The sequence below is a fragment of the Terriglobia bacterium genome, from assembly GCA_020072845.1.
Classification (GTDB): domain Bacteria; phylum Acidobacteriota; class Terriglobia; order Terriglobales; family Acidobacteriaceae; genus JAIQGF01.
On record JAIQGF010000003.1, the window covers coordinates 41983 to 55980 of the forward strand.

Sequence of the window (13998 nt, forward strand, 5' to 3'; positions counted from 1 at the left end):
CGTGATCCCGGAATGCATTCTCCCGCAACGCAGGAGCGAAAGATGACGGCCGATCCGCACATTCCGGAAGGCTGTTCCCGCCCGCCGGCGTTGACCGCGGCTATCCGCACCGAGATCCACTCGATCCCGTGGGAGGACGGGGCGTTCATCTTCTACGCACCCTTGCGCCGAACCGCCTGGATCGGGAACGCGTCCGTCGCGCGGGTAATTGAGCGCCTGCGGGAGCCTCACGCGTGGGCCTTCACGGCCAAGGAAACCGAACTCGTGACCTTCTTGAAGAATGTGGGGATTCTCGGCGGACCGCCTGACGTCCCTCCGCGCGCCAAGTTTTCTTCCGGCTTCAACTTCACTCGTGCCAGTCTGCTGCTCACCACGGCCTGCACGTTGCGGTGCAGGTATTGTTATGCGGCAGCGGGAGACCAGCTCGCAAAGCATATGTCGCTCGACACAGCCATCCGTGGAATCGACCTGATTGTGTCGAATGCCGTGCAACTCGGCGCGCCCGGCATCGAATTGTCTTTCCACGGCGGCGGGGAGCCGACCGTCAATTGGCCGGTCCTCACCGAGTCAGTTCAGTATGCGCAGCGGCGAGTCCGGGAGCATGGCCTTACGATGCAGGCGTACATGGCGACGAATGCGGTTCTTGAGCTCAGCCAGGTGGACTGGATTGGCGCCAACCTCAGTGGGCTGACGGTCTCGCTCGACGGCCTGCCCGCCGTGCATGACGCGAACCGATGCTTCCGGGATGGCGCCCCTTCGAGCGGCCGAGTGCTGCAAACGCTGCGGCTTCTTGACGAGCGCCGCTTCCCTTACGGCGTGCGAGCGACCGTTACGGCCGAGGCCATAGCCTCTCTTCCCGACTCAGTAGAGTACATATTCACGATGTGCCATCCCGCTTCGGTGCAGATGGAGCCCGTTTACCGCTTCGGACGAGGGCAGGCCGCCGCGACGGCGGAAAGCGAGGAGTTCATCAGCGCCTTCCGGCTGGCGCGTCAGCGCGCCCGTAGTCTTGGCGGCGAGCTTGTCTTCTCGCCGGTCCGCATCGGCTCGCTGACCGATCACTTCTGCGAGGCGACCAAGGGCAGCTTCTGCCTTTCGGCAGGTGGGAACGTCACTTCCTGCTACGAGGTCTTCTCCGAGGACCGGCCCTGGGCTTCGAAGTTTTTCTTCGGAAAACCCGCATCCGACGGCGGATATACCTACGATCAGAGTGTTCTGGCCGAACTGCGCTCTCAGTCCGTCCAGAATCGCCGCCACTGCCGGGACTGCTTTGTCCGGTGGGACTGTGCCGGCGACTGTTACCACAAGGCGCTGATCACCAACGGCGACTCTGAGTTCCAGGGTACAGGCCGCTGCCACATCATTCGCGAATTGAGCAAAGATATGCTGCTCGACAGAATCGCCTCGTCGGGCGGCGTAGTCTGGCGCGAGGGACCGCCACCCGGTGCGACGCCCTCGCCTGGAACGGAGCTCGGCGATGAAAAGTGTGTCTGAGTTATTCGCCGTTCCGGTTCCGGACTCCTGGGTCGTCATCGCTCCCCTGCACGGTGTCTCGGCCCGGGTCAACGGCCAGGCGGTCGCGGTCCTCGCGGGTGCGGGCGGAAGAACGAAGAACGGCAGCGTGGCGCAACTCGCGGAACTGTTCGACTCTCCAGCGGCGCCCGCGCCGGAACCCAGACAAGGCCCCATTTCGCCTCAGTTCCTCGGCCTCATAACCACTCGCTCCTGCAACATGAATTGCGGCTACTGCAATTTCGGCGCACTCACGGCTCCCCAACGTCATATGGACCCGAACGTGGCCGTTACCGCAATCGATTGGATGGCCGACCTGGCGGCGCGTGAAGGACGCCGGACCCTGGATGTTCACCTGTTCGGCGGCGAGCCGTTCCTGGCTGGCGACGTAGTCGATGTCATCGTCCACCGGACGCGAATCGCGGCGTCCGCGCGGGGCCTGGAGCCGGTGTTGGAGGCCGCGACAAACGGCGCTTGTTCCGAGTGGCGGGCCCGCTTCGCCGGAGAGTATTTCAGCGCCATCGTACTTTCGCTGGATGGACCAGCCGGGATTCACGACCTCCACCGCCCGTTTCGAGACGGCACCGCCAGCTTCCAAGCCGTCGAGCGCACTGCGCGCATCCTCGCCGACGCGGCGGCCGACCTGAACCTGCGGGTCTGTGTGAGCCAGCGAAACGTGGAATCCCTCGCGTCCATCGCAGCCTGGATGGCGAAGGAATTCCGCCCTTCGGCCATCGACTTCGAACCGTTGCGCCCGACCGCCGAGGCCGTGCGCGCCGGTCTGTTTCCTCCCGATCCTTACCGGTTCGCCGAGGCTTTTATGGAAGCTCACCGTGCGGCCTCGGAGATGGGTGTGCGGGTCACCTACTCCGCGTCAGATCGGGTAAACCCGCGGATCTGCTTTTGTCCTCTCGGCAACGATGCGGTGATTGTCGAAACGGACGGTAGCTTGCACGCCTGTTACCTCGACAAGCGTGAGTGGGCAGCGAGAGAGCTGGACCTTCACCTCGGCGCTGCGGTGCCGGGGGAGGGTATGAGGCTCGACGAGCGATCAGTTGAGCGTGTTCGCCGCCTTGCCGTTCCACCGCCGAGATGCAGCGCCTGCTTCTGCCGCTATTGGTGCGCCGGCGGATGCCATGTGAACGGCTACGGCAACTCGCAATCCGGTTATGACGATTTCTGCGTACAGACTCGCCTGATCACGATCGCGTGTCTGCTCCATCGGCTCCAGGCGGCGCCAACCGCCGGGGCCCTGTTGTCAGACCGATCTGCTGCGCGGGGATTTGCACTGCGCTTGTCTGACCGCATCGCCGACTGGGAGAGCCCTTCATGACGGAATCGCCACGAGTTGCTTCTGGCGTCTTCTGGACGGTTGAATCTGCCGGCGTGCTGATAATTCCCCGCCTCGGCCGCAAGCTGTTCCTCTCGGGCCTCGAAGCTGCCGCCTGGGACCTGATCAGCCGGGGGGATGCCCCGGAACGAGCTATTCCTAAGCTGGCGGTGATGGGCCGCGTAACCACGGAGGATGCCACCTCAGCTCTCACCGGCTGGTTGCGCGAATGGGCGCGCGCAGGATGGCTTGTTGGGGGGGACAGCGATGGCTAACCTTTCCATCACCACCCTCTGCAACCGCGATTGCGTTTACTGCTTTGCGCGATCGGCACGCGCATCAGTGCCCGCGCCATCCACCCACATGAGTCCTGCCCTGTTTGACAAAGCGCTCGATTTCCTGGCGCGGTCAGGCATTGATCGCGTCCGATTGTTGGGCGGCGAACCCACGGTCCATCCCGCCTTCCCGGAACTGGTTGCCAAAGCCCTTTCGCGGGACATGAGTCTGCTGGTGTTCTCGAATGGCCTGATGCCGGAGCCGGCCATCCGATGCATTGAAGAGGCGCCCGCCGGCAGCATCGAGATACTGGTGAATGCGTCGGATGGGTGCGCGGCTCCAGATGTCGAAAGCGAGCGGCAGAAGGAAATCCTGCGCCGTCTCGGTACCCGCGCCATGCTCAGTGTCAACCTGCATCATGCGGGGATCGACCCTTCGTTCACTTTGCGTTGGATTCGCGAATACGGACTGGCATCGAATGTGCGCGTCGGCTTGGCGCACCCCAGCCTGGGCAGCGACAACTCCTGGCTCAGGCCTCGTCAATACCGCGCGGTCGGCGAGCGTTTGGCGCCGTTTGTGGCCGAATGCAGGCAGCAGGGAGTTTCCATCGATTTCGACTGCGGTTTTGTTCCCTGCATGTTTCCCGAGGGCGTCCTGGAATCTCTCGGACTCAGCGCCGGTGACATAGGTCGGCGTTGCAGTCCTGTCCTGGACATACTCAGCGACGGCCAGGTTGTCTGCTGCTACCCGCTGGCCGCCCTCCATCGGGAAGCACTCACGGAGAATGTCGACGCCGAGTGCTTGCGGCGTACGTTCGAGGAAAGCTTCTCCCGTTATCGTCCCGCAGGGGTGTTGCCGCAATGCTCGGCCTGCGCCTTAAAGCGGCAGGGCGATTGCCTCGGTGGCTGCCTTGCCGCAGCTATGGAACGCATGCGTCCGACTCCATGGCAAGCCTTTGTGGAGAGCCCCCGCACCTCGATCCGCCGGGCTGCCGCAGCAAGTCAACGCTGGGTCGTCCCTTACATCGACCAACCGCTGCCGTTTTGGCGCGAGCTCCGTGACGACTTCGGCGCGGAGATCTGCGAGGTTTATCTCCCGCTCCCGCCAGAAGTGATTGGATCGGGCCGGCCGCCACAACCCTCCCAGCACACGCGAGAGTTCCTGGAAAGCGGACTTTTCCAGGTCAATGTCCTCGTCAATCCCGTAGTGCTGCCGGAACCTGTTGACGTGGTTGCACCCCGAGTGGTTGGAATTCTGCGAACGTGGCGTGAACGTTACGGCATCGCCGGCGCAACGGTTTCGAACCTTCTCCTGGCTTCGCGAATCCGCGATGCGTTACCGGAACTGCAACTTGTGGCTTCCACATTGTTGGAAATTGACACGCCGGCGCAGGCGCTCATGCTCGAAGACACTTTCGACGTGCTGGTGCCGGCGACCAAGGTGATGCGCGACATTTCCTCCCTGCGGCGGCTCCGCGCAGCCTTCCCCGGGCGCGTGAGATTGATTGTGAACGAGGCATGTCTGCCCGGCTGCCCACACCGCAGGCAGCACTTCTATGAAATGGCTGCAGGGTTCGAGAACCCGGAGTCGCTTTGCCACGACATGTTGGAGCGAGAGCCGTGGCTGCGTTTGACTGGGGCATGGGTGCTGCCGCAGCACCTCCACCTCTATGACAATACGTACGACGAGTTGAAGTTGGCCGGCCGCGTCACGTTGCGCGACCCTGCTCGTTATCGGCGGGTGCTGGGTGCGTACATAGCCCGCTCGGAGTTGCAGCCACAGGAAATCGGCGGCGGTCCGGCTGCGGTGAACTGGCCGATCAGCGTTTCCGAGGAGTTCTATGTACACACCCTGAATTGTGGTCATGCCTGCGATTCCTGCCAACGCTGCCGCGAGGTAGCGGGGAACGCCGGCCTGGTGTTGAACTCAATGGAGGTCATGCAGTGAAGGAAGCGACAGCAGGCATGGGTGGCCGCCGCGCGTTCTTCCGTTGGCTGGCGCGCGAGAGCGTCATCCAGTTTGATGAGCTTCGCGGGCGGCCCCAATTGCGCCTGAGCGACCTTCCACAGCTTCCGGTTGCGCAGGTCGCAGCACTGAAACCAGGCATTGTGCCGGGGGTGGAGATCATTCCGGCAGGTGATCGCGTCCTGGCCAGGTTGCCAAAGCGAACGGACGCAGTAACGCTGTTCTCGCTTCACCCGATGCAGTTAGCCATTTTCAACCGTTTCAATGGCATGAGTACCCTCGCCGAGGTTGCCGAATCGGTTTGCGCCCAGAGCGGTCAACCACCTGAGGAGGTGTTCGCCGCAACTCGGTCTCTCTTTCTTCGCTTGGCCGCACTGGGCGTATGTGCGCCGGTAAACACCACGTCCGATTCCAGTGACGACCCAGGAGAGCAGGGTTGCACTTCAGAGGAGCCGCTGGGCCGTGAGCCATTGAGCGAACCTAAGCTTGTAAGACCGGAAGGCCTCAAGTGATCCAGCGCCTTTTGTCAGATCTGCCTGTCTTCGGAGTCCTGTCGCGGGCGGGAACGGCGGTTTACGCTCCTGGGCGGCTGGCATGGTTTGGTGATTCCAAACCAACCCAGGGCGCCATACCACAATCAATTCTGGAGGCGGCGGTCGCCACGGTTCAGGATTGGGCGGCACTGGCCCGGGCCCCCTTCATGCCGGTCTGTCTCACGCTCAACCTGACCAACCGATGCCTGCTGAACTGCAGTTACTGTTTTGCCAAGTTTCTTCCGGACCGGAATCGGCGGCAGGAGCAACCGGATTCGTCCGCCATCCTCGCTGCCGCGCGCCTGGTAATCGAATCTTGCCAGACCAGAAAGAAACCGTTTCAGATCGTGTTCTCAGGTGGTGGGGAGCCAACCCTGGCATGGGACAGTCTGCAAGCGGTCGTGAGAAAAACACGAGCGCTTGCCGAATCCCGTGGGATTGAATGGAAGAGCTACATCGCAACCAATGGCTGCACTTCCGCAACGCGCCTCCGCTGGCTTGCGAGGAACATCAGCAAGATCGGTCTGTCGTGTGATGGCCCCCCGGACATTCACGATTTGCAGCGGCCTACCGCGGACTTACGCCCGTCGGCTGGTGACATCAAGCGCGCTGCGGACATCCTTCGGAAAGGAGGTAGCGAGTTCGCGGTGCGCGCCACCATCACTCCGGCCTCGGCCTTGCGGCAGGCCGAAATTGTCCGCTGGCTGTGCGAGCGACTGGGTGCTCGCCAGATAAGGTTCGAACCGGTCTACCATGCAGCCCCCGGAATGGAGTTCCGGCCAGAGGACGCCAGTCGTTTCGTTTGCGAGTTTCTGGCGGCGCAACAGGTCGCTCGGGAACTGGGGGCGGACCTGTCGCTCTCCGGAGTGCGGCTCGATGAACTGCATGGACCGCACTGCAATGTCTTAAAAGACGTCCTGCATCTGCGACCGGATGGGACGGCAACAGCCTGCTTTCTTTCCTGCACTGGCGCCTCGCTAGGAGCCGCAATCTACACCATCGGTTGTCTCGACAATAAGACGGGACAGTACCGTCTCGATTCCCGGCGCATCGCGCAATTGCGCGGCATGGCGGCTCGTTTACCGTCCCGCTGCAAGGAGTGTTTAAACGCTTATCACTGCGCTCGATCCTGTCCTGACCTGTGTCTCCTCAGCGAACCCCTGCAACCTGACGATTCCGAGCCAGATTTCCGTTGCCGCGTCGCTCGCCAACTTACCACTGCGTGGCTGCTGGACGCGGGCGCTCGATGCCGGAGCAAGGCTCCGGATCCGTCCTCCGAGCGGATCAAGCAGTTCCTTGCTGGTGTCGAAGCGCAGGTCCACGTCGCCCGCGTGGTCAGCGATTGGATTTCGCTCGGCCCGGATGCACCGACCGCCCGATCCCTCCCCGCCCCGCTCTGGATCCGCCGGGGTTTCCAAATGGATAGGGAGGAGGCTTGGCGCCGGATTTCGGGGTACCTTCGCAACACTCGAACCGACGGACCACTCTCGGTGTACGTGCATGTCCCATTCTGCCGGCTGCGTTGCGGCTTTTGCGACTGCTACGCGGAACCAGTCGCCAAGGGGTCGAACCGAAGCATCGGAGCATTCGCTAAGGGCCTGCTCGCCGAGATCGATGCGTGGGGCTCGTGTCAGCCTCCTTTGCCAGCCTCGATCACAACCGTGCACTTCGGCGGGGGAACGCCCAACAGTCTGCCCGCCGATGTCTTTGGTGCGATCGTCACCAGAATCCGAGATTCCCTGGGCGTTACGCCAGCCACCGAATGGGCATTGGAGTCCACCACTTCTCTGCTGACAGGCGAGGGTCTGCAATGGCTTCGAGAACTCGGCTTCACGCGCTTGCACGTCGGGATCCAGACGCTTGAAGAGGAAGTCCGCTCAGCCATCGGCCGCCGCGAGAACAGCGAGAAGGCCGTCGCGCGACTGAGACTGGCCCTGGAGTTGGGGTTCGTGGTCTCGGTGGATCTCATTTACGGTTTGCCGGGACAGAGCACAAAAGGGTGGCTGGCAACACTCGACAAGCTGGTTGATCTGGGCATCGATGGCTTCTCGCTTTACAGCCTGCAGAGAACGGAACGCAACCAGCGCTTTCTCTCGCGACTTGCTGCGCCGCCTCTCGCTTCTGAAGCACGTTTCGCTTTGTTCCACGCTGCCCACCAGTTTCTGTTACGGCATGGCTACCACAAGAACCATTTCGCCCACTTTGCTAAAGAGCGCGATCGAAACCTGTACTACCAGCATGCCGTTCGCCGCGAGAACCTTCTCGCACTCGGGCCTTCGGCCGATGGCGTGTTCGGTCCCTTCCTTTATCGTCATCCGCAGCTTGCAGCTTATTCGCTTGGCGCGGCCGATGGGGGGCCGGTTCTGGAAGGCGCGTTGCAGATGTCGCCAATCGAATGCCGATTGCGTGGCGCCGAAGCGGAGTTGATGGGCAACGCTATTTCCTGGCGGACATTCGAAAACCTGGGTCTAGACTCGCTGCTGAGCGAATGGCAATCCATGGGCCTGATTTCGTTGACCTCAGGGCGTCCGGAGCCTGAACTATCGGCTACAGGATCGTGGGAGATCGCCGGCATGCTTCAAGCCCTGACAGACAGACTACCTCAGACAGATTCTCGACCCCGTAATGTCCAGAGACTCGATTCGCTCGACGGTTCCTTTCGCTTTAGCTACAATGCCTGTGGAAAGTGGAGAACTTAATCAGAGTCTCCCTAAGTGGTTGTTTATATTCAAAAGGTGAGTTCTGAAAAGGCTGGCGTCGGCGGTTCGATTCCGTCCCTGGCCACCATTAAGTTCAACCGGTCACGTGCTGACCGATGTGACGGCGCTCTACCTTATCCCACGCGTCCGATCCCTTCGGCTTCTGCTGCTTATTATTGGGGGGCCTCCCTCTGCATCCAATAGCGACCAGCCACCAAGTACCGATTTTGTTCCAGGGCTCCAGGGACTCCTGTGGACGATTCAATGCACCGCCTGCGGCCCGGCTGGTTGACTGGAAACGGATTGCAGAGCTTGCAGGATGTTCTTACCCTGATCCATTCCAACGCCCCAGAGCATGAGGGTCAGGTAGTCCTGATATGAGCCGAATGTCGGGTTCTTAACATAGTAGGTGGAGAGCCCGGTGGCAAGAGCTACCGCGGCGGCGATAGCCCAGGAGACGTACTCAACACCTTCGAAGGCTCTGAGCATGCCGAACTCGCTGGAATCGCGGATATCCGGTCCTGGGGTTTCGAATACCGAGATTGGGGCTCCCGTGTAGCTCAAAGTTACCGACACTTTGACTTTGCCCCGGCGGGGAAAATACTGCACCACGGAAGGGCCAAGCGTGATTGGGGTCAGAGTCACACTGTTCGGCGCTTTCCCCCTCAGCTTGTCGCGCCAGTTCCGCGCGCCGGGCTCGAGCGTGAATTTCCATGCATACTGCACCTTGCGGCGAAATAAGTACGAGCCGCTTACTTGGGAGTCGTCGGAAGTGACCGAGAAGGCGAACGGCGTGAAGGCTTCGAGTCCGTCCGGGTCGCTGGTCACAGGCATTTGGATCTTCAGACCTTCACTGCTTTTCTTCAGCCGCTCCCAGGCGAGCTCGTCGTTGAGGCGGAAGCACTCCACAAGTTCGGGCTCCGGCTTGTTGACCAGTTTAGCGAAGACCTCGCTTTCCGTTCGGCAATCCCACAGGATGCGGAGGCGGGCGTAGTTGCGGTAGCTTTCTTCGACAGCATCGGCAGCTTGTGGAGGATTCGCCAACGCGGCGTCAAGGGCGTTCTTGAGCGGCCTGATTGCATCTTTCGCGTTGTCAGGCACAACACCTGTATCAATATCCCTTTGCAGTTTCTGCAATGCCGGTTGGATCGTGTTCCAGAACGCGGTGGGGAATGTCGTGGCCTGAAGCCAATTGTTTAATCCCGTAAGTTCGGCCTTGATGCGTGCGGCCATGGCGTCATCGGGAGGCTCGGTTCCCAGCTCAGTGACGACGCGGTCGATGGATTCGGCGGCGCGATCGAAGACCAACTTGTGCAGACGTCGTTGCAGGCCGTCGCGTAGTTCGCGAACCTGCTTGAGGATCTCGACAGTACTGCGCACGCTGTTGACGTAGGCTTCGATGACGTCGGCGCCGGTCAGCCAGAATCGAGAGCTGAGCCGCTCGGCGAGATGAAGCAACGCCTCCACCCAGACCACGGCCGGCAGGTTGGGGAGGGTGGTGCCTTTGGACAGTCTCAGGCCGTGGATCTGCCGCAGGAGAGTGATACGGCGCCGTTTTCCGGCGAGCATCTTGGTGATCACGAAAGATAGGACTAGGGCGACCAGTAGCGTGCCGATGGCCAACACGACGGAGTCGCGGACGCGAGCCGTTATGGAGAGCTTGGCATTGTCGGTAGTCGCGCCGAGAGCAGTGAAGCGGAGTGGAATGCTGTACTCTCCGGGCTGGAGATTCTTACCGGTGATGGCGATTTCGGCCTGGGCGCCGGGATCGATGGTACGCAGGTTCGCGTTTTCGGCAGCGCCGGGCGGGGATGTCGAAAACGGCTTGTCCCAGGCTTCGCGGTTCCACTCGAAGCCGAGGTTGGCAAGTGGATCGAAGGCGCCGGGCGCCTTCAGGGTGGAATCTATCTGCAATGCGACGCCCTTGGCCGGACTTTTCGTAGACTTCTCTTGCAGCGCGACCGAGCCCAGGCGAGCGTTGAAGGTGGAAAACAGGGCGGAGAGCGGGCGCACCAACTCCACCGTGACCGCCTGACGGTCGGCGGCCAGGGTTGCGGGCGGGGCGGTGACACGGCTGAGACTGAACCTTTTTGGGGTCTCGGGCTTCTTGTTGTCGGGAAACAGAGTCAGGCTTCCAGAGTATTTTCCGTCACCGCTGAACTCTGGGATCCGCAGGCACCACGACGCGGTCCGGCCATCCTGCAACTCAAAAGTGGCTGGTTGATGCTCCGCGCGTGCATTGGCGTCGCAATTCCTGAGAATGTCGACCGGAACAGATTCCTGGTCGCTGGCAAACCGCGAGGCGAGAATCTTGAAGCCCCTCACCGCCGCGTCGTCGCCAGTGTAGGTCGCGTGGACCGGAACCATCCGGCTGGCCGGGACGGGCACGTTATTTCCGTCGGTAATATCGAGGGCGAAGTTTTGGGCTACAGCGGTTCCGCAAAACAGCATTGCGAGTGCAAGCAAACGTAACGGTTTCATCGGGCCAGCCTCCACGGGGGTAAACAACAACCCTTTGAGATGTATCACAACCTCGGAAGCGGGAATCGGATGCAGCCGCCCCGCATTTCGGGTTGTACGGCCAGGAACCCAGATCTCCTTTGCCGCTTCGTCGCCTATCATTACCGACTTTTCTTCACGCCTAACACTTCCTGACCGATGTTTTGTACGAAGCGAAGTGAGAGTCTACACCACAGGTTCTAGCTATGGGTTAGGTTTAAAAAAGGTGGCACTACCCATGCGACCCGATTAGTGACCGAGTCCCCGGGTATGGTAGTAGGAATAGCCCGATGCGATCGCCATTGAAGGCTGCCGCATCCATTCGCAGGCGTGCCGCCGAAATCACAAAGGACTATTGCGCTCTATTACATGGCCCGACCACGCGCACCGACTGCGGTGCTTAGCGCCCGTGGCGCGTTCCAGAATCACCACTCGGGGAGCGTGCCGCTTGCGATGTAATCGGGAGGCTGATGTTCCGTTTGTAGAACAAGACTGAAGAGGCACAAGCCTTATTGCCTGTGGTTGTCCGCAGTTGCAACGTTGCAGTGTGTTGATTCTGAGCTGCAATCTGACAATCCGCTCGACACCGTTCCATTTTCAGGAAAAAGCAAACATTGCCTTGACTGTCCTTGATTAGGAATGGACAATGCGGGGTCACACAATTCCCGTCGGCAGCTCTAGTCGGTACTGCTTTTGCGACGCATTGCGCTTCGTAGCAAGGAGGTCAAGAGTGAGCCCCTGTCAACGCTTTGCTGCGGGATTGACGATGCCTGCATTGTTAGCATTAGCCGGCTGTGCTACGGCGAGGCTCAACCAGTTCAACACCTTTGCTCAAGCTGGCATCAACTACGTGGCGGCAAGCCAAACTGTTATTCAGGATGCTGGCACCGCTGCCGTAAACACTGATTCAGCCCTTCTCGTTAAGGCGAGACCCAGTCTCGATCAATCGCAACGGAAGGCGCGAGTCGCCACGTCGGATGCATTGCTGAAGCAGCGTCTGCAAGTCCTGCAATTGATCAGTGCACACGGCAAGTTGCTTCAGGCATATTTCGAAGCGTTAGCGTCGCTATCCGACCCGAAGGCAAAAAATTCAATCGGCACCGCGGCACAGGGTGCGTACGATTCTTTGGCGAAGCTAAGCCCGACCCTGAAGAACGCCAAAATGGGCTCTACCAGCGTTTCGAGTTTCATACCGACCGCGACAGCTCCAGTCGTCGCCACTTTCAAAGTTCATGCGCTGAATGAGGAATTGAAGGCCAGGTCCAACGCCATAGCGAACGAACTTGCTCTCCAAGAAGCGGCGTTTAGCGCGATAGCAGCTGAACTCAAAACAGATGCTCAAGTGCAACAGAATTTCAGGGAGACAGATAGCATCAATCAGTTCACAGCGGAGACGCCGTTACCGGCAGAATGGGCGAGTCAGAGGCTAACACTTTTGTCAACGCCCCCGGCGATCGCTTCAGCGGATGCAGCATCTAAAGCTGCCGCGAAGCTGCGCAGTGCCTTTACGGCAGTGGTGGAGAATCGGCTCGATAGCGCTGGTTTTGCGAGCCTGATGAGCGACATTTCGAATATGGTGACGATAGCCCAAAGCATCCAAGGTGCTGTGAAGTGAGGAGATGATACGTGGACGCATCCAGTATTTATTCACGAACGCTCTCTCAGCTGGACGCAACCGAGCTCAGCATGACTTCCCCCCAGGGAGATGCCTTGATACAGGCTGCATCGCCCGCCGATCATCAAAGGGCAGTACAATTGCTGCTTGATGTTCATGAAGCCAGGCTCGCTTTAGGCAACGCTACTCTCCAGTCTATTGCTGACAAACTCAAGGCAAACGAGCAAGCCATCGTAGCGGGCACGGCGGCAGTGCAGGCTGCTTTGAAGGCTTTAGACAACCTTACGCAAATCCTGAATACGGTAAGCAACCTCATAGGGATAGTTGCACAAATTGTGCCGATGATTTAGCTCTACCCCTAAGGAGTCACCTGGGCCAACTACCGGCATTGCCGGGTTGCCGTTCATGGCCACTCCTGCCAGCTAAGTCAGCAAGCTTCCTGGACATCCGAATAACTCACCTGCGGGATTCACCTGTGGCGGGCGGTTTTAATTACGGCGGTTACGAGGTCTGGAATGTTCGAAGTTCGTCCCCGGTCGCCTTCTCAATAGTCGAGGAGCCTAGTGACTCGCGAGTGACGAGAGGGAAATGTGATCGGCCCTGGGAACTGAGCGCTGAAGATGGAATTCGTCGTTGCGCGGCCACCCAACGACGGCGCGAGAACGATCGCGCCATGGATCCTATCCCAAAATAGACAGCGTCCCAGCGAGGGAATGAGGAGGTCAGTTGAGGGGGCTTTGTCATTGACCTTGCTTGGCGCTCGCACCTAAGCTGCATTCATGTCCGGTGTAAAAGTAAGCGCTTGCTTTGTGACCCCTTCCGCTCAGCCCCGCGGCCAGAGCAAGGGCCGCGCGCACGCGACGCCACCAGACAAGCTGGGAAGGTCCCGACAATTCCAGCCCGGGCACACTCGAGTCGGCGGCCGGGACCCGTTCTGACCGTTTCAACTGGTAATTAGAGCTGTTGAAAAGCACGTCCTAAGTGGCGGAGGCGAAGCCATGTCCATTGTTCCGGCAGTAACGCCGCTGGCCAGCATCGAACCGGGTCTTTGCGGCGATCCATCCCGCTGGTTTGCGGTGTACACGACCCCGAACCACGAGAAACGGGTGACCGCCCATTGCGGGCTACGAGGGATCGAGTCGTATCTGCCCCTGTACCGTGCGAAACGGCGCTGGAAGAACGGGTGCACGGTTACGCTCGAACTGCCGTTGTTTCCCGGCTACGTGTTTGTCCACATTGCGCCTGGCGAGCGGGTGCGAGTGCTGGAGGTTCCCAGCGTGCTGTGGATCGTGGGGAACGGCCGGGAGCCATTGCCGCTGCCGGATGTGGATATCGAATCGCTGCGCGCCGGGCTGGGCGCTCGCGGGGCGCAACCGCACCCCTATCTCACCCAAGGGCACCGCGCGCGGATCTGCTGCGGCCCGCTGCTGGGATGGGAGGGCGTGGTGCTGTGGACGAAAGGCGAATCGCGCAACCTGCGGGTGGTGCTCTCGCTGGACGCGATCATGAAAAGCGTGGCGGTCGAGGTCGGCGCCGACGAACTGGAACTGCTCGGGGCGGCGGCTTAGC

The 13998-nt window shown here is 60.6% G+C and carries 10 protein-coding genes; 9 read left to right on the forward strand and 1 reads right to left on the reverse strand.

What is annotated here, in order from left to right; genetic code table 11:
- The first annotated feature begins 12 nt into the window (after positions 1-12).
- The 6 genes from LAN70_02570 to LAN70_02595 are packed head-to-tail and all read left to right on the forward strand — an operon-like array spanning position 13 to position 8315.
- On the forward strand, positions 13-1494 hold the full coding sequence (locus tag LAN70_02570) for an SPASM domain-containing protein (GenBank protein ID MBZ5510031.1): 1482 nt from the start codon (positions 13-15) through the stop codon (positions 1492-1494).
- The gene (locus LAN70_02575; protein ID MBZ5510032.1) at positions 1478-2845 is read left to right on the forward strand and encodes a radical SAM protein; all 1368 of its coding nucleotides are present in this window, start codon (positions 1478-1480) and stop codon (positions 2843-2845) included. Before LAN70_02570 ends, LAN70_02575 begins: the two co-directional genes overlap by 17 nt.
- A complete protein-coding gene (locus LAN70_02580; protein ID MBZ5510033.1) occupies positions 2842-3117 on the forward strand; it encodes a hypothetical protein in 276 nt (91 codons plus the stop codon). Before LAN70_02575 ends, LAN70_02580 begins: the two co-directional genes overlap by 4 nt.
- Positions 3095-5065, forward strand: coding sequence for a radical SAM protein (locus LAN70_02585; GenBank protein MBZ5510034.1), 1971 nt, complete (start codon positions 3095-3097; stop codon positions 5063-5065). The genes LAN70_02580 and LAN70_02585 overlap by 23 nt, the downstream gene beginning before the upstream one ends.
- Positions 5062-5595 (forward strand): hypothetical protein, encoded by a 534-nt coding sequence (locus LAN70_02590; protein MBZ5510035.1) that lies wholly within the window; start codon positions 5062-5064, stop codon positions 5593-5595. The genes LAN70_02585 and LAN70_02590 overlap by 4 nt, the downstream gene beginning before the upstream one ends.
- A complete protein-coding gene (locus LAN70_02595; GenBank protein MBZ5510036.1) occupies positions 5592-8315 on the forward strand; it encodes a radical SAM protein in 2724 nt (907 codons plus the stop codon). Before LAN70_02590 ends, LAN70_02595 begins: the two co-directional genes overlap by 4 nt.
- A gap of 261 nt (positions 8316-8576) precedes the next feature.
- Here the strand turns inward: LAN70_02595 and LAN70_02600 are convergent, their stop codons facing one another.
- Complete coding sequence (locus LAN70_02600) at positions 8577-10937, reverse strand: hypothetical protein (GenBank protein ID MBZ5510037.1); 2361 nt, start codon at positions 10935-10937, stop codon at positions 8577-8579.
- 643 nt (positions 10938-11580) lie between these two features.
- Between LAN70_02600 and LAN70_02605 the strand changes: the two genes are divergently transcribed.
- From LAN70_02605 to LAN70_02615, 3 genes are all read left to right on the forward strand, one after another.
- Positions 11581-12429, forward strand: a complete 849-nt coding sequence (locus LAN70_02605) for a hypothetical protein (protein MBZ5510038.1) — start codon at positions 11581-11583, stop codon at positions 12427-12429.
- An 11-nt stretch (positions 12430-12440) separates the two neighbouring features.
- On the forward strand, positions 12441-12779 hold the full coding sequence (locus LAN70_02610; GenBank protein MBZ5510039.1) for a hypothetical protein: 339 nt from the start codon (positions 12441-12443) through the stop codon (positions 12777-12779).
- A gap of 648 nt (positions 12780-13427) precedes the next feature.
- Entirely contained in the window at positions 13428-13997 is a 570-nt protein-coding gene (locus tag LAN70_02615; protein MBZ5510040.1) for a hypothetical protein, read from the forward strand.
- Position 13998: the final 1 nt, after the last annotated feature.